Source organism: Pedobacter sp. KBS0701, from assembly GCF_005938645.2.
Lineage (GTDB): Bacteria > Bacteroidota > Bacteroidia > Sphingobacteriales > Sphingobacteriaceae > Pedobacter.
The window spans coordinates 4,166,254-4,184,713 of record NZ_CP042171.1 but is presented as its reverse complement, the minus strand read 5'-3'; the positions used below and the strand labels follow the sequence as shown (position 1 = coordinate 4,184,713).

The window sequence follows — 18,460 nt, the reverse complement described above, 5'->3', positions numbered from 1 at the left end:
ACAGAATAAATCTATTATTGTATAATAATTCTGAAGAGCGTATTTAAAAATATTTTTATTTCAATCATCAGGGTTATTTCTACAAATTCTTCATCGCTTTGCAGGCCTATAAATGCAAAGTTTTTCACTGAAGAACAGATAAATACAGTATGGCAGAAGTAATTTATAACGACGACAGTATTCGTTCACTAGATTGGAAAGAGCACATCAGGCTTCGTCCGGGAATGTACATTGGTAAACTTGGCGATGGTTCTGCACAGGATGATGGTATTTACGTTTTGTTAAAGGAGATTGTAGATAACTCTATTGATGAGTTTGTAATGGGAACGGGGAAGACCATCGAAATTACACTATCTGAACAAAAGGTGAATGTGCGCGATTATGGTCGCGGTATTCCATTGGGCAAAGTAATCGATTGTGTAAGCAAAATCAATACGGGTGGTAAATACGATAGCAACGCCTTTCAAAAATCTGTTGGTTTAAACGGGGTAGGTACCAAAGCCGTTAATGCACTATCTACCAGTTTTACCGTACAATCTTACCGTGATGGAAAAACGAAAAAGGTAGAATTTTCTAAAGGCGAAATTGTAAACGAGCAACCTGTTATCGATACCACTCAGCGCAATGGTACCGCAATTACTTTTTATCCTGACGAAACCATTTTCAGGAACTACCATTACATTCCTGATTTTGTAGAGAGCATGGTGTGGAACTATGTTTTCTTGAACACGGGTTTAACCGTAAATTTTAACAACCAGAAATATTTTTCAGAGCGAGGCCTGTACGACCTGCTCTCTAAATTTAATAAGCCAGAAGAAATCCGTTACCCGATTATTCACATGATTGGACCGGATATTGAAATTGCCATGACCCACGGTCAGCAATATGGCGAAGACTACCACTCATTTGTAAACGGACAACACACTACGCAGGGTGGTACACACCAGGCGGCCTTTAGAGCTGCAGTAGTGAAAACGGTTAGAGAGTTTTTCAAAAAAGAGTTTGATGCGGCCGACGTACGTTCGTCCATTATAGCGGCAATTTCTGTACGTGTGCAGGAGCCTGTTTTCGAATCACAGACCAAAACAAAACTGGGTTCGCAGAATATGGGACCGGAAGGACCATCGGTAGCTACTTTTATTAACGATTTTGTTAAAAAAGAGCTTGACGATTATCTGCATAAGAACCCAGATGTTGCCGATGCCTTGCTGAAAAGAATTATGCAATCTGAGCGTGAGCGTAAAGATATTGCAGGCATCAAGAAACTGGCGAATGACAGGGCAAAAAAGGCGTCCTTACACAATAAAAAACTGCGCGACTGTAAAGTGCATTTTAATACTACGCACGAGAAACGATATGAAACTACCTTGTTTATTACCGAAGGAGATTCGGCATCGGGTTCGATCACAAAATCGCGCGATGTAGATTGTCAGGCCGTATTTAGTTTAAAGGGTAAGCCGCTTAACTGTTATGAGCTTACCAAAAAAGTAGTTTACGAAAATGAAGAATTTAACCTTTTACAGCACGCTTTAAATATCGAGGATGGTTTAGAAGGATTGCATTATAATAATATTGTGATTGCAACAGATGCTGATGTAGACGGTATGCATATCCGTTTGTTAATGATGACTTTCTTCCTTCAGTTTTTCCCTGATCTGGTAAAAGCTGGTCATGTTTATATTTTACAAACGCCGCTTTTCAGGGTTCGGAATAAAAAGGAAACCATTTATTGTTATAGTGACGAAGAGCGTAAAAATGCAATCGAAAAACTAGGCAATAAACCAGAAATAACGCGATTTAAAGGTTTAGGCGAAATTTCGCCCGATGAATTTGGATTATTTATTGGAAAAGATATCAGGTTAGACCCTGTGATTTTAAAAGATCAAACCATTAAGAGCCTGCTCGAATATTACATGGGTAAAAATACGCCAGACAGGCAACAGCACATTATCCGTAACCTGAGGGTAGAGAAAGACGAAGTGACTGAAGAACCTAAAGTGATTAGTGAAGAGGTAGCATAAATCCTTCGACTCTGTTACCATTGACGGACTCCAATGGAATGGTCGTCATCTCGACTGTAGCGCAGCGAAATGGAGAGATCTTTGACCAAGTTATTGAAATCTAATTTGAAAGATTTTGCTTCGCAGAGCCTTCGGGTTCTCCACTGCGGTCGAATTGACGATACTTCGAGATCATTCACATGAAATTGCAATAGCACTATTCTCCAGCGTCTTTAAGAATTTGTAAAGTCAACCAATCAGAAATCCTGAAATTAGTTTGCTGTATTTTTGTGACATAGGGTTTAACAGCGGGAATAATGCCATTAAGTTTTGCGCTAAGTATCACGCCAATTGTACCTGTAATATTAAGCTCAAGCTTTTTAGCAAATCTCCTGGCTTTCGCATCATCTATAATAAGTAAATCTGCACGGATTTCTGTTGCAAGAGCCATTGCACTCGCTTCGCCAATATCTACAGTTTCAGCATAGTCATATAACAAGCCACGATTCAATACCGCTCTTACGTCAACCCAATCAGGTAGTCTTTTGCCGAATTCAGCAGCTATTTCGGGAGTTGTTATTACCTGCTTGTACAGGGAGTGGAGTAAATTTATACCATCTATTTTGTCCAGCGTAATGAAACAGCTAGCATCGGTAATGACAATTTTATCCTTTAAGAGCATTTCTGAATGTTTCAAGATCTTCAGTCGCACCTTCGTCGAGATAATGGACATTATACTTGATCAGGATTTCAGCAAAATCCCATTTTTTCATCTGGCACATTTCAGCGGCTTGTCTTAAGGTAAGCTTACCTGCTTCATATAGTTTGGCTGCAATAAGGCGCGTTGTCTCATCATGCTCTTTCTCAAGGGCATCAGGAACTTGTATGGTCATTGTAGTCATTATATAAAGATACAGATTATTAAAATTTAAAACAAAATGTACGCTGATAGGTTTACTACTCCAATTTTAAAAGCAAGGATTTATCTGCTGTGGTCGAAATGATGGTTTATATCAATCTGTTATTCAGTTATTTATATTCTAAAAAAAGCATTTGGTAATGATGATCGTTTTTTGAAAAGATTCTGAAACAAGTTCAAGATGACGGCTATAATCTCAAATGGTAATTATTCCTTAGGGGCATTCACCGTATCCTCCGGATGTTGCGGTGGCAGCACATCTACCTTTTTCTCTACGATGGTAATTTTGGTGAACACTGCATATTTACTAGGAGAGATGCCGTTATCATATTTTTCGGCATAAGCCTGGGTAAATTCTGCCCCAAAATACAAGATAATAGATGTATAATAAATCCACAATAAAATAACAATGATAGAACTGGCGGCGCCAAAAGCAGAACCTGGATTACCTTTTTCGATATAAATCCCGATCAGGTATTTACCTAAACTGAAAAGAACAGCAGTAAATAATGCGCCAATTATTGCCGATTTCCAGCGGATGATCACATCTGGTAATACTTTAAAAATAACAGCAAATACAGCGGTAACTGCTGCCAGTGTGATGACGTTGTTCAGGATATAAATAATCAGCGCCATGGTATCATTTGCAACCGGAATAACTTCGTTTATATTGCTCCTTGAAAGCAGACTGGCCAATTTAGAACCCAAACCCACCACTACACTATTTACAACCAGCGATACCAGTAATAAAAAGCCCATCGAAACAATCAACGAAAATGATAATAATCTGTTGGTCAGCATTTTTATCCAACCCTTTTTGGGTACGGCCTTTACTTTCCAGATCATATTGATACTGTCCTGAATTTCTATGAAAATGGCCGTCGAACCTATAATCAGCACCACAATACCTACTATTAAACTAAAAGTAGACTGACCTGTTTTATTGGCATGTTCTACAAAACCCTGTATTTGGCCGGCAGCATCTTTACCAACCAGTTCGGTAACCTGTCCGAAAAATTTCCCTCTTGTTTCTTCATTTTTTTTATCGCCTAAAAATAAAGTTGCAGCCGACAGGAGGATAATGATTAGCGGCGTAAGTGAAAAAATGGTGTAATAGGCAAGTGAAGCACTTAATTTAGTGACCCTATCTTCAACAAAACCTTTTCCTGCAGCAATAAATAGGTGATAAAGCGCAATAAAGAAGTTTTTGATCCTGGTGATTACTTTCATCGAAAAATTAAAACGGATATCCTATTCCTATGTTAAAAATTAAATTTTGTCTGCGCCAATCTTTATTGCCAAAGGCAATATCATCAAATACCCATCTTTGTCCTTCGGGCAGGTATGGCTTACGAACAGGGAATGCCACATCTAACCGCACTACAAAAATTGTAGCATCTACACGTAAACCTGCTCCGGTACCTACGGCCAGTTGGTCAAAAGCATTACTTAATTTAAAGCCAGACCCTAATCTCGCCGTCTCTGGTTTGCCAGGTTCTCCCAGATCTTCTTTCCTTAACCAGATATTACCTGCATCTACAAATAATGCACCATAAAGCACACTTACTATCTTAAACCGAAGTTCTGAATTGAGCATTAATTTAATATCACCACCCTGATCTGCAAAAAGCGCAGTGTCTGGTACCTTGTAAGTACCCGGACCTAACGTACGTGCCGGAAAGGCCCTGATATCGTTGCTACCCCCTGCAAAAAACTGCCTTACAAATGGTAATGAAGTACTATTGCCATAGGCATAACCATACCCCAGGTTTAAACGGTTTGCCCAGATCAGGTTACGATTGATTTTGTAAAAATCCCTAAGATCAGCCTCAGCCCTTATAAATTGAGTTAATGGCTTATTTAAGAAAGTTTTTTGTCCTTTATCATTAGTTGGGGTAAACAAACCCCAAACGTTGCCGCCCGTTTCCAAACCACCATAAAAATAAATATTATTACGGCGTTTAGTTTCCATCTGGTTGGTGTAGGTAAAATTGTAGCTACTTCCGATGATAAACTGCTTTTCTAAGGTAGTTCTCAATAAAGGATTTTGCGCATATATCCTTTGTTCTGTTGTGTCAGAAGGGAAAGTAGTTGATACATAACTGATTGATATAGGATTAAAATTGTGCTCTTTATATTGATTTTCTCTAAAATTGTAACCGTATTCACCCTTTACTGCATGTAAAGTATACTCTGAACCCCGGTTGAGCATTTGATAAGATAGGGTTGCGATGGTTTTTGGAATGAATGCGTTTGTGCTATTCGGTTTATAAAAAGGAACAATAAATCTTGGGAAGGTTAACTTTCCCTCAGCTGTTAACGATAATGAATTCCGCCCTAAAGAAGTTCCTTTAGTTTGTGTCTCAAAACCACCGCTCACACTTATATCCAGTTGTTCGGCATTTCTAAACAAGTTTCTGGTAGTTTGCGTAACTTTCACTTCAGAACCTACAAAATTGTTCGATTTACTGGTACCTGTAACGGAAAAGCTCAGCGAGTTTTTCTTTAGCGGAGTAAGGTAAATGTTCAGGTCCAATTCGTTATTCTTGAAGCTATCAACTGGTAAGAACTCAGCCCTAACATCCCTGAAAGCACCAACATTCACCATCCTGTTTAACGATTGATTATGATCTTTACGGTTGTAAGGTTCACCTTTCTGGAAGAAAACCAAACGATCGAACAATTTTGGTTTAAAGGTGTTTCGGTCATCGTAAATACTGAAATCGTGATATTCCAGTGGTTTTAGCTTTCTTAATATGGTATCTCTCCTTAAGCTATAGCTAGGGTAAATATTAATATTCCTGATGGTGTAAGGTTTCAATCCGGCATCAGGCGCAATGTCTTTAACTTTGACGGTCACATTTACCAGATTTTTACCAATAGTACTATCAATCTGCATAATCAGGTAATCAGGACTGAAATAGAAATAACCCTGCTCTTTAAGGTCATTATCGATCCTAATACGCTCATTTTTATAATTATCAAGGTCATAGTAGTCGCCTACTTTTAATAAAGTTTTATCTTTGTTCTGATTGATGATTTTGGTTAAAATTCCACTATCAGGCGGGAAGGTAACTTTATTTATTTTATATCGGTTACCAGTTTCTGCAGTGTAAACGGCTTTACCTTTTTTATCTTTCACTACAGTATCGCCGGTAACAGTGGCCTGTAAATAACCCTCGCTGATTAAATAACTGGTAAGAACATCATTATTGTATTTTAGTTTTACCTCGCTAACCAATACAGGTGGTTCGCCTTGCTTGCGTAGCCAATTTCTAAAACCTTTTGGCTTTTTAGGTTCGCCCGCCAGGTTATAAATGCCGAGTTTATATTTTACACCCAAAATGGATTTGTTCGGGCGGGGTCTTGTTTTGCTTTCTAAATCACGCTTTACCTGTTTTTCGTCATCAATTTTGCCTGATGAATCTGCATTGATCTTTACTTCAGCACCTGTATATAAATGTTGTCCCGGCTTTAACGATTTGGTAGAGCTACATGCAGCCCAAACTAAGCAGGCCAGTACAAATAAAATTGGTCTAATTAGTTGTTTCATTTTTTGGTTTTTGTTCAATGTTTCTTCTGTTGCGTTTTTTCTGGAAAATCTCTCTGAATTTATTGTAATCGACTACGAGGGTAAAACCTAAGCCAGTTTCGATAATCTGCCCCTGTACAATTACGTCATTTTGGTTGCGTCGGTAAGCCCTTAGTCTGTATCTTCCATCAGCTGATAAAGCATATTCAACATTTACGTTCCCGCCGATATCTGTCGATTTTTCGCCCGGTGCCTGCGGTCCTTCCAATGCGAAAGAACTACCCACCGTTACTGTGAGCCTATCGTTCAATAATTTTTTAGATAAACCAACTTCCAGGTCTGTTTTCTGTTGAAGTGATCCGGTAGAATAATCTTCTGAAGAATTTACCCCAAAGTTCAATTCTACACCTTGAATTAAATCGGATGCAAGATTATTCAACTGCTCGGTTAATAATTTACTTACACTCGATCTTGCCAGGGTAGAAACACCACCACCACCGCCGGCCAAACTCTCAAAAGGATTGTTGGCGATAAACCTGTTCAAGGCTAACAGTGCAAAAACCTGTTTATTCAACTCACTTTCGTCGCGGTTTACATTGATCAGTTTGGTATAAACCGTTCCATTTAAGGCGCCACGTTCATTTTCCGGCAAATCAAGTTTGAAAGAAATGATCGGTTTCAACAGTTCACCTTTCATCATTAAATAAACCTGGAAAGGCAGTTTGGTTTTAGCCTGAACATTATCCGGCTCATTAATCAGATCGATAGGAGCCGCGTTTACTTCGTACAGCGCTGTTAAATTGACATTTGCCGAAGTAGGCTCGCCCGTCCAGATAATGGTACTTCCTTTAACCAGTTTAAATGCTTTTTTACCCAGCGGACCAACCGATAAATTATAAGAACCATCAATAATTTCGTAACGGCCTGTTAAACTGATTTTACCGCTTGGATCCATAGTGGCATTAAGATCTGCCTCGCCTTTAATGTTCAGGGCATCGCCATTTGACGGATCTACCACCACATTAAGTTCGGCCTCAGGATCGATGGTGATAGCTGCAACCAGGTTAATCCCTTTCATAGCAGCTTTACTTACGCTATCTACTTTTAAAGCCTTCTGACCGTTAAATGGTGGGGCATCCGCATCGATAAATTGCACAATTCCCTCCTGATCAATAATAGCAGGATCGCTTGATGGCAAGGCAAAGAAGAATTTGGTGCCTTTGTTTACCCTGATGTTCATGTTCACATCTGGCTGGTTCAAATCGCCGCGCACTTTTATATCACTGGTTAAAAATACAGTTCCATAAATCATATCATTATCTGCCGCAGTGGAATTGATGGCTCTGAAATTGTTCATTTTGATATCTAAACCAAAACGGTAATTTTTAAAATCGCTGGTATAAACTTTTCCGTTGATGGTTGCTTTCTGATTTAAAGAATCAATGAGGGTGAAGTTGTTAAAACTGATGCCTTCATTTGTAAATGATATTTTCTCATTTGGCATACGGAAATAGGAGTTTACATAAGCCACTCTAATCCCTGCATTATTGAAAGTTAAATCACCGAGTATTTTAGGGGCCGTTAGCGCACCTTTAACAGTAAGAGCGCCAGTTAAGGTACCTGTGCCGTTTTTAAGCTGACCAGCAGATAAACTTTCAATGTTTTTCATTTCAATTTTATCGATGTTCACCGTAAGATCTAAAGCACTTTGAGGTGTAGTATAATAGAATCCATTTACCCTTAACTCATGCACACCGGTTAAGGCAACATTTACTTCGAACGCATTTTCGGTATTGTTGTTTACGGCTAAACGTAATGTACCCAACTGATCTTTCTGATAACGCAACTGATCGATGGTTAAATTGGCTTCAAATTTTGGTGTGCTGGCCAGATCTTTAACATTTGCGGTTCCGTTTAAACGGCCACCAACCAGCGTAGTATCGGTTTCTGCAAATTTGGTTAAGGTTTCCAATTGGAAATCTTTAAACGCTACAGCCAAAGGTGCATTAGGTTGGGTAGGGTTGCTGTTGATGGAAAGTGACTGCCCGCTGTTGCTGATCTGAAATTGGTTAACCAATATGCCCGATGCGCCAAACTGAATGTAATTATCTTGCGAAACCACCCATTTTTGATAATCGAGCAATAACTTTTGAGGATCTAAAGTGAATTTAAAATCTTTATTAATGGATTGAAAAGTGCCACCAATTACATATTTATTTTTGAGCTGCCTATCGCGTAGGAAAATGTTAACGCCTAAATTATTGTTAGCCGCATCGCCGCTTACCTCGGTATTGAAAAGTGAAATAGATGGACTTTGAAGGCTTTTAACGGTTAAACTATAATCTAATTTATCGTTATCGTTATTGATGTTTAGAACCGTGGTATCTACTTTGAAATCGCCATAAACTACCTGCGGGAAATTACCTTTGAGCTGCAGGCTGTCTTTTTGCGTATCAATCAATCCGTAAAACTGTGATTGTTTAAATACCGTTAATTCAGGCACAAAATTCTTTAATAGTTTAGAATCATAAACCTGGACAAAAAATCTTAAACGCTGATCGGGAACCTTAGTAACGGTACCAAAAGCATAATATTTATTGATTTGGTTAATTATTGCACTACCCATTTTGGTCAGTTGGTATTTGCCGTCAATTTTTGCTGAAAGTATTTCAGATTTTAGGGTCAGTTCGTTTTCTGTTGCATTAGATTTTGCACGGATCGAAATCGTATCAACATTAATTCTTTGTTTATCTTTAACCAGTTGTAAGCCCGTAACATCAGCCGATCCATTTAAATAATCGGCATCTGCAGTGGCCAAATCTACTTTAACCACTCCGGCAGCACTTAAAACCGTCGGACTGAAGTTTAAAGCCTGAAGGTTTACCTGTTTTAAATTCAGATCAGCCTTTACCGCAGGATATTTGCCCGCCATGTTTACTTTCGCGTCTAAATTAAAATTGGCGTTGCTATCGGGCATGCTACTTTTAATGCTGATGTTCTGGTTGCTATAATTTCCGGCAAGGGTTAAGTTGCGGTAGGTATATTTATTATAATAAGCACTTAACACCTTTGCATTAAACTTCGCATTGATTTTTTTAGGATCGAGTCCTGTACCAGCCACATTGGCCTTAACTGAAACCCGGCCTAGTTTAGGTTGCATTTTTAACAGCCTGCCCACGTTGAAGTTGTTTAAACTGACGTCTGCCTTGTAACTTTCTTTACCCTTAGGGCCATTCATGCCTGCAACTACCACAGCACCACCCATATCAGTATTGATGTTCAGGTTGGTGTTGAAATCAGTCATCGAACCTTTAAAATTACCTTTTGCATCGATTACGTTAGGCAGTTCGATTGAAGGGGGAAGAGACTTTTTAGGTACAGCCACCAAAATATCACCTTTGGTAACATGAATTTTTTTAATGTTTAAATCCAGAAAGGTTTTTTTTATATCAGGCAGCCCTTTTGCTTTTCCACTGATATCAATCTGTGTATTTTTTAATCCGCTGATCTGCAGTTTCGGAATATTGAGGTCGTTTAAATAGCCGTTAACATCAGCATTGATTTTTATTTTTTCGTTGCGGTAATTGGCCGGTACTGCAGTGCTAAAGTATCCGGCATCTTTTAAACCAATGGTGGTATTTTTAAGGGTAATATTCAGTTTTACACGTTCAGGGTGTTTGGTTAAATCCTCCATTGAGGTGAAATTTAATTCTGTAGCATTCTCAATTGAAGTATTTGGTGTTTTCAGGATAAAATTGCTCAGCTTGATCTGTTTATCGTTATATACCGCATCACCACGTAATTCGTCTAATACAAATCCGCTTTTTTCTTTTAGTGATCCGTTTTTAACATTAGCTTTGATACCTGCGGCGCTATAACTTACATCACTTGCCCCCAAGTTAAGCTGGTTAATTTTAAGGTGGTTAAAATCCATTCCCTTAGGTGTTGGCTTTGCACCCAGATTATCAAACTGTACATCGTTATCAGCTAAACTAATGTTCTTAATTATTAAACCCAAAGGCGATTTTTCGGGAACTACGGTATCTTTAACCTTCTTTAAATCGTTGCCTGGTACTGGCTTAAAGGCGAAAAGAATATTCGATTTATTTAAATGTGCATCATCAACTGAATATTTGCTATTGGTTAAATCTACATTCAGGTTTACCAGACCAAGATCATTTACATCAGCAACTGCTTTGGTGGTCGAAATCTGGTCGTCGTAATTTACCTTTACATTTCTGAAAACAAAATTTTGTACTTCGATCAACGGCAATTTACCCTGCTTTTTCTCTGTACTATCCACACTATTGGTGATGTGCTGAACCAATTTAACTAGTGGCTTTTGCTGTAAATAACGAAGCGAAGTATTCACCAGACTTAATTCTTTAATTACATAGTGCTGATTGGCCAGATCAAAATCTTTTATTTTGGTTTTAAATGCGCCTAGATATAATTTAACATCGTTGCCTGCAACATCATCGCGATAGTTAATGCCAATATCTTCGAACGAAACTTTATCAACAGAGAATTTGAGGGTAGAAGTAGTATCTTTCTTTACGTTCTCTTCTGGTTTTTTCTGATCGCTTGCAAAAGCATCCACCAGGAAAGAGAAGTTAAATGTTGTGTCAGGACTGATACGCTTCACATTTGCACGTACATTTTTTAGTTCAATGTCATTGATCTCAACCGTATTTTTTAACAGCTTAAATAAACTGATGTCTACAGCAAGTTTTTCAGCATATAATAAGGTATCCCCTTTGCGGTCTTCGATGTAGAATTTGTTTAAGACCACGTCTTTCGGTAAAGCAATTTTAATGCTTTCTAAGCTTACTTCTGTCTTGGTTTTGTTTTTAAGGTAGTTTATAGCTTTGCCTTTAACAAAATTCTGAACGGCAGGGATATTTAAAGATAGGGCTACACCCACCACCAGAATGATGATGGAAGCAATTACCCACAATAAAATTTTAAGACTTTTGCGTACGTATTTATTCAAAGCTAAAGGTGTTTGGTGTTTGATAAATGCCAAAAGCATGCCGCTAAAATTAATTTTAAGGCATGTTTTACTAAATAATACAAAAAATAACTTAAATTGTTCGCCCGCTATAAAAATTTAACATTGGCGGTTTCATAAATAGTTAAAAATGAATTCAATAAATCTAAATATAAGTTTTGAACAATACTCGGGTATTTCAGAATTAACATTAGCTGATAGAACCCTTTGTGAACTTTCAGAACAGGCTTTAAATACTTCTTACTCTCCCTATTCCAGATTTAGGGTGGGTACAGCAATCCGTCTGGCCTCGGGCGAAACCATTCTGGGCAGCAACCAGGAAAATTTAGCCTATCCATCAGGACTCTGTGCGGAGCGTGTTGCACTTTTCAGTATCGGTTCTACTTATCCGGATGCGGTGATAGAAAGCATGGCAATTACAGCACAGACCGATAATTTTGAAATTTTAAAACCAGTAACTTCTTGCGGAGGCTGTTTACAGGTAATGGTAGAATTTGAGCGTAAACAGAATGCACCTATAGAGGTGATTTTTTATTGCTTAAACGGAGAAGTTTTAAAAGTACCCAGCGTAAAGAGTTTAATACCATTTGCTTTCGTTGAGGATAGGTTGGAAAGATAAAGCAATATCAGACTTTCGATGATATATTAAGTTAATCGTCATTACAACCGGAGTGCAACAAAGTCGAGAAATCTATACAATTAAATTTTTCCACTCCGTGTTGCTTCGGTCGAGATGACGATTTCTACTTTAATCTACCGGTTGCCATCTTACCTACCACACTTATTAAACTATTCTCTATATTTGGGTTTTAATCATAATGAAGCACCTCTACATCCTTATTTTTTCGGTTTTTCTTTCTTTTAAGCTGCAAGCTCAGGACTTACTTAAAAGTAATGCGGTTTATAAAATAGTTTACTTCCGTTCATCCGATGGGAAACCAAAAGAAGATCGAAATCCCGCTGTGGTAATGGCTTCAGCAAAGCAGAACTTAATCAGCAATACGTCCATTCTTGATCATAAGGCAAAATATCCTTTCGAACAAAGCATCGTAACCAAACCAGATCAGATTTTATTTCAGGTGGCTGATTTAGGAGCTAATAATCAGATTGCCACTGCTGATAGCGCTGCAATTGTTAAGCAGGTTTTTGAGTTTGGTACAGAAACCAAAGTAATTTTGGGCTATACCTGCAAAAGAGCAACAACAGTGGTAAACTCTAACCGTATCGATTTATGGTACACCAGAGATGCTGGTATAAAAGCTGCACCAACCAGTTTAGGGCAAAACTTGGGCCTGGTTTTGGAGCAGGTTCGTAATGGAAACAGTTATGTAACGGCTACAAAAATTGAAGAAGTTAAGAAAGCACAGACTATAGATCTACAAAAAATAAGTGCTAAACTTACCGATGGATTAACGTATAAAGATTTGCTTTGGAAAAGCAGGTTTACCACGATAAGTGTTTTTAATAACGAAACGATTAATTTTATAGATAAACCGCAATCAAACGATTCTGTATTCCGCTTTGCTGGTGGAACTGTAATTGCCAGAAAGATTAAATTCCCTCAATTGACCAACCCAAATGTATTTGTCGATTTAACCGAACAATCAAACGGTGATGCTTATGATAGAACAGGATCAGTATTTATCATCCCGACAGATAAGCAGATCAGTTTAATGGATGCGCTTAAAAATTCCATTAAAGACCTACCGGTTTACGACAATGGTAATGGAAAGAAATACCAGGGGGTTGTTGCCACAGCAAATTATAATCCTGTAATAGAATTGATGCGTTTTTTTACCCCCTTTGGTGTGGGCAAATACAATAATTTAAAATTGAAGGATAAAAATTGGGCTGAAAAGGTTTACTATAGACAGGATATCTCGGAATTGTTTCCACTGGTAAATGACAAAGAAGCCTGGGTAGCAGTTTTCGTTGGTAATTACGATAAAGGTGGCCATAACGTTTCTTTAAATATAACCCTGCACAACGGCGGAAGGCCAAAAGAAGCGAGGGGAGTGATTTTTCCTTTATTCAATTCGACCAATGTAATGGAAATGTCCGGACAGGAATATGCAACCATGTTCAGTAGTGAAAAAGGTTTGGAAGTTTCTTTTACTTTAGCAAAAGATTTAAAGGATGCGAAATTGCGCTACATTACCACCGGACATGGCGGCTGGGGTAATGGCGATGAGTTTGTGCCACGGAAAAATACCATCTGGCTGGATGAAAAAGTGGCATTCGCTTTTACACCATGGCGCCAGGATTGCGGTTCGTACCGGTTGTCGAATCCAGCTTCAGGCAATTTTGAAAGCGGACTTTCTTCGTCGGATTTAAGCCGCTCTAATTGGTGCCCGGGTACGGTTACCAATCCGAACTGGATTAGTTTGGGTGATTTAAAAGCCGGTACGCATACCATAAAAGTAACCATCCCGATGGGTAAACCAGAGGGTGGCAGCTCTAGCGCCTGGAATGTTTCGGGCGTGTTGTTGGGGGTGGAATAACCAAATGATTTGTCATCCTGAACGCAGTGAAGGATCTTTTTCCTGCCTCTTTTTACCATATCAGGCATAAGGGGATATAAGTTCGGCTGACCCTATAATTGTTTTTTTATTTTTACTTTTCAAATAGCGTCTAGGTGTGGTTTTATGCACCCTGTAACCCTAAATAGGACCACAAACTATTTTTCTAAACCGGATTGCAGTGGAGATACTTTTTGCTACCCTGGGTTGAGCTGGAGCATCAAAAAGATCGCATCTGAAAGCCGGAGGAAACACTTAATAAAACTTACGGAACCCTGCTTTCCGAATCAACACAAACAAATTTAGATTTCGGCAGGTGAGACACCAGCCAATAGGATAATATTATTTTCTAGAGATGGGTACCAAGCGATCGTCATTTCGAGCGGAGTGCAACGCAGTCGAGAAATCTATCTAGATAGATCTCTCCGTTCCACTTCGTTTTAGTTCAGATGATGACTTTTCACATCGCAAAATGTGAATAACCTCTCTTCACTCGGTGTAATCATTTTTATTATATTTACGGCTGCCAATTTTTGTAAATAAATGAGTGAAGAATTAGATCAAAACGTAAACGAAGAGCACAAACATACCATAACCCCAATCAATGGTTTATACGAAAACTGGTTTCTCGATTATGCGTCTTATGTAATTCTGGATAGGGCAGTTCCACACATCAACGATGGATTGAAACCCGTTCAACGACGCATTATGCACTCTTTAAAAGAGATGGATGATGGGCGTTTCAACAAAGCTGCTAACGTAATCGGTAACACGATGAAATACCATCCGCATGGTGATGCCTCAATCGGCGATGCGATGGTACAGATCGGTCAAAAAGATTTATTGATTGATATGCAGGGTAACTGGGGCGATCCGGTTACGGGCGATAGCGCTGCGGCACCACGTTATATTGAGGCACGTTTATCAAAATTTGCCAATGAAGTGGTATTCAATCCTGATACCACTGAGTGGCAGTTGAGTTATGATGGGCGTAACAACGAACCGATTACTTTGCCTGTTAAATTTCCGTTATTACTGGCGCAGGGGGCTGAAGGTATTGCCGTGGGTTTAGCCACCAAAGTAATGCCGCACAATTTTATTGAATTACTGGATGCCTCAATAGAGGCACTGAAAGGTGTGCGCCCAAATATATTACCCGATTTTTTTACAGGCGGGATGGCCGATTTCTCGAATTATAATGAGGGACAGCGTGGCGGAAAAATCCGCGTGCGTGCAAAAATAACTGAAAAGGATAAAAAGACTTTGGTGATTACCGAGGTTCCGTTCAGTACCACAACGGGTTCTGTTATCGATAGTATTTTATCTGCCAATGATAAAGGTAAAATCAAGATTAAAAAGATTGAGGATAACACGGCAGCCAGTGTAGAAATTGTAGTGCACCTGGCACCAGGTATTTCGCCTGATGTTACCATTGATGCATTGTATGCCTTTACGGCCTGTGAGGTTTCGATTTCACCAAATACCTGCATTATTCAGGGTGATAAGCCACTCTTTTTGAGTGTGAACGATATCCTGATCGAAAATACCAAACACACTAAAAATTTATTAAAAAGGGAACTCGAGATCCGCTTGCACGAGTTGCAGGAGAAAATTTTCTTTAGTTCGTTACTTAAAATATTTATTCAGGAGGGGATGTACAAAAATCCTGAATATGAAAACTCATCCAATTTTGAAACCGTAGTTGAGGTATTACACATTTTATTCGATCCGTTTAAACCATCACTTTACCGCGAAATATTACCTGAGGATTTTAAAAAGCTGATTGATAAGCCAATGAGTAGCATCACCCGTTTTGATGTGAAAAAGGCCGATGAGCAGATGAAAAACCTGGAAGATGAGATTAAAGTAGTTAAAAACCACTTAAAACACCTTACCGATTACGCCATTGCCTGGTATCAGAAACTGAAAGATAAATACGGTAAAGGTAGAGAACGTAAAACCGAAATCCGTTTGTTCGATAGGGTAGAAGCATCTAAAGTGGCACTAGCCAATGTGAAGCTTTATATGAATAAGGAAGATGGTTTTATCGGGACGGGGTTAAAGAAAGATATCCATGTTGCCGATTGTTCGGATATAGATGAGGTAATTGTTTTTCGCGAAGATGGTAAATGTATCATTACTAAGGTTGCTGATAAAACCTTTGTAGGTAAAAATATTATACACGCACAGGTATTTAAGAAAAATGATGAGCGTACCATTTACAACATGATTTATAAAGATGGTGCAAGTGGTACATCATATATTAAAAGGTTTGCCGTAGTTGGGGTAACACGTGATAAGGAATACGACTTAACGAAAGGATCAAAAGGATCCAAGGTATTATATTTTACCGCGAACCCGAATGGTGAAGCTGAAGTAGTGAACGTTGGCTTGAAACCGCATTCTAAATTGCGTAAACTTCAGTTCGATCAGGATTTTGCAGAGGTGGCTATAAAAGGGCGCGGATCTCAGGGAAATATCATTTCAAAATATCCGGTTAAAAAAATCGTTCTGAAGAGCAAAGGCGTTTCTACCTTATCAGGACTTAAAATCTGGTACGATGATTTATTAAAGCGCTTAAATGTTGATGGTCGCGGAAAATACCTGGGTGAATTTGATGGCGATGACCGCATTTTACAGGTACATAGAGATGGTTATTACGAGTTAAGTTCTTTCGAACTGAGCAATCACTTTGATGACGGATTAATCTTGATTCAGAAGTTTGATCCTGAACAGATTTTTGCCGCTGTTCATTTTGAAGGCAAAGCGCAGAACTATTTTATCAAACGTTTTGCATTCGAACTGCAGGCTAACGGGAGGAAAACAATTTTCATTAGTGAGGAGCAGAAATCGAAGTTGCTGTACCTTACTTCAAATCCGGCTGCGAAAATTATTGTTGATGTTTTAAAAGGTAAAACCCAAATTCCGGAAACATTGGATTTAATCTTAGCTGAATTGATTGATGTTAAAGGGTTAAAAGCAAATGGCAATCGATTATCACCACATGATGTACAGAAAGTAGTATTAGAAGAGCCTGAAGTAATTGTTGAAGAAGATGAAGAAACCAATGTTGATGAAAATGAGGATGATGGGATAACTATTAATGAGGCGGTTAGTAATGAAGAAACGACAATCGATATTGAATCAACCAATATTGAAGCGACCGATACTACAGTTATTGATGAAGCTGTTGTTGTACAGCCAAAGCCAAAATTCGAACGTACCGAAACACCTGTAGTTAAAGCTGATCAACCGGAGGTAAAAGAAAAACCTGCTGCGATAGAAAAGCCAGTGGTAGAAAAACCAAAGCCAACAGCCGAACCTGTTAAAAAGGAAGAAATTAAAACCGAAGAGAAACCCGGGGTAGAAGAAAAACCTGCTAAGAAGATAGATTTCGAAATCACCAATCCGGATGACATCGATATTGACGATAAAGGACAGTTGGGCTTGTTTTAAATAGACTTGAGAGTTGTCAACTCTAATGGCCTGGCGGCAAGAGAGTTGACAACTCTTCACATTTCAATCAAAACATTTCATTTTTAAACCTATATTTGCCTTGCTCAAAGGGGTGCTTTTTGGTATTGCAATTTCTTTTGCTTCCAACTTGCTGAGATTATACCCATTTTGAGGTGAAAGGTAGATAGGTAGAAGGCAGAGGGTTTTCCCCTTTACCTTACAACCCTCCATCCCTCAACCTTAAATGAACCTGATGCGGGTAATGCCGTCGTAGGAAGAGGTTAAAATTTACAAAACTGTTTCGCCCTGAAAATAGTAGCTAATTGTTTTTTTACCGGCTGCAAAGCAAATTATTGTAAATGAATTTTCAAGATTGGTTTAAGCTTTTTCAGGAGCAAATTTTACACACCTCATTAATCGAATGGCTGGCTGTAGGTTTCGGCGTATCTGAAGTTTTACTGGCGAAGAGGAATAATATCTGGCTATATCCAACTGGGATCATTTCTATTTTATTGGTGATGAGCTTACTATATAAAGCGAATTTATATGCAGAAATTGTACTGAATGTTTATTATTTGGTAATGAGCGTGTATGGTTGGCTAATTTGGAAAAATCAGGAAAATCATCACCATAAGGAAGTTCTATGGTCAACAAGAAAAGAATTACTTATAGCTGTTTTAATTTCTGTGATAGGATTCGGAATTTTCTACACCGCTCTAATCAATTTGCCTGAACATTTTGTAATTGCTAAAATAGATATTTTCTTTACCAAATCGGATGTTCCAATCGCAGATGCCTTTGTTTCTGCATTTGCATGGGCAGGTATGTGGCTGTTAGCCAAACGCAGAATAGAAAACTGGATATTCCTGAATATTTCGAATATTGTTGCCATTCCATTACTGTTTCATAAAAAGCTCCCACTCATGGCCTGTTTAACTACGTTTTTGTTCACCGTAGCTATATTTGGATTTTTTGACTGGAAGAAAACCATTAACAAAAGTAAACTCAAGTTGGCTTAATTAC

10 protein-coding genes are annotated in these 18,460 nt (G+C 38.6%); 5 read left to right on the top strand and 5 right to left on the bottom strand.

Annotated features, from left to right (window positions below; all coding sequences use genetic code 11):
• Positions 1–149: 149 nt before the first annotated feature.
• Entirely contained in the window at positions 150–2,021 is a 1,872-nt protein-coding gene (locus tag FFJ24_RS16830) for a DNA topoisomerase IV subunit B (protein WP_138818306.1), read from the top strand.
• 196 nt (positions 2,022–2,217) lie between these two features.
• Here the strand turns inward: FFJ24_RS16830 and FFJ24_RS16825 are convergent, their stop codons facing one another.
• The 5 genes from FFJ24_RS16825 to FFJ24_RS16805 all read right to left on the bottom strand — a co-directional run bounded on the left by FFJ24_RS16825 (position 2,218) and on the right by FFJ24_RS16805 (position 11,483).
• Positions 2,218–2,697, bottom strand: coding sequence for a DUF3368 domain-containing protein (locus FFJ24_RS16825; protein WP_210419387.1), 480 nt, complete (start codon positions 2,695–2,697; stop codon positions 2,218–2,220).
• Positions 2,666–2,893 carry a UPF0175 family protein gene (locus tag FFJ24_RS16820; protein ID WP_246862639.1) on the bottom strand — a complete coding sequence of 76 codons (228 nt, stop codon included), beginning with the start codon at positions 2,891–2,893 and terminating at the stop codon, positions 2,666–2,668. The genes FFJ24_RS16825 and FFJ24_RS16820 overlap by 32 nt, the downstream gene beginning before the upstream one ends.
• Positions 2,894–3,126: 233 nt before the next feature.
• Positions 3,127–4,149, bottom strand: coding sequence for a YihY/virulence factor BrkB family protein (locus FFJ24_RS16815; RefSeq protein WP_138818304.1), 1,023 nt, complete (start codon positions 4,147–4,149; stop codon positions 3,127–3,129).
• Between the two features lie 7 nt (positions 4,150–4,156).
• A complete protein-coding gene (locus FFJ24_RS16810; RefSeq protein ID WP_138818303.1) occupies positions 4,157–6,472 on the bottom strand; it encodes a BamA/TamA family outer membrane protein in 2,316 nt (771 codons plus the stop codon).
• On the bottom strand, positions 6,456–11,483 hold the full coding sequence (locus FFJ24_RS16805; RefSeq protein ID WP_246862638.1) for a translocation/assembly module TamB: 5,028 nt from the start codon (positions 11,481–11,483) through the stop codon (positions 6,456–6,458). The genes FFJ24_RS16810 and FFJ24_RS16805 overlap by 17 nt, the downstream gene beginning before the upstream one ends.
• A 109-nt stretch (positions 11,484–11,592) precedes the next feature.
• Between FFJ24_RS16805 and FFJ24_RS16800 the strand changes: the two genes are divergently transcribed.
• The 4 genes from FFJ24_RS16800 (at position 11,593) to pnuC (ending at position 18,456) form a co-directional block, all read left to right on the top strand.
• Positions 11,593–12,081 carry a cytidine deaminase gene (locus FFJ24_RS16800; RefSeq protein ID WP_138818302.1) on the top strand — a complete coding sequence of 163 codons (489 nt, stop codon included), beginning with the start codon at positions 11,593–11,595 and terminating at the stop codon, positions 12,079–12,081.
• Between the two features lie 199 nt (positions 12,082–12,280).
• Positions 12,281–13,963: a PNGase F N-terminal domain-containing protein gene (locus tag FFJ24_RS16795; protein WP_246862637.1), complete on the top strand. Its 1,683-nt coding sequence runs from the start codon at positions 12,281–12,283 to the stop codon at positions 13,961–13,963.
• A 561-nt stretch (positions 13,964–14,524) separates the two neighbouring features.
• Complete coding sequence (locus tag FFJ24_RS16790) at positions 14,525–17,437, top strand: DNA gyrase/topoisomerase IV subunit A (protein ID WP_138818301.1); 2,913 nt, start codon at positions 14,525–14,527, stop codon at positions 17,435–17,437.
• Positions 17,438–17,796: 359 nt separating this feature from the next.
• Positions 17,797–18,456, top strand: a complete 660-nt coding sequence (pnuC, locus tag FFJ24_RS16785) for a nicotinamide riboside transporter PnuC (RefSeq protein ID WP_138818300.1) — start codon at positions 17,797–17,799, stop codon at positions 18,454–18,456.
• Positions 18,457–18,460 lie beyond the last annotated feature (4 nt).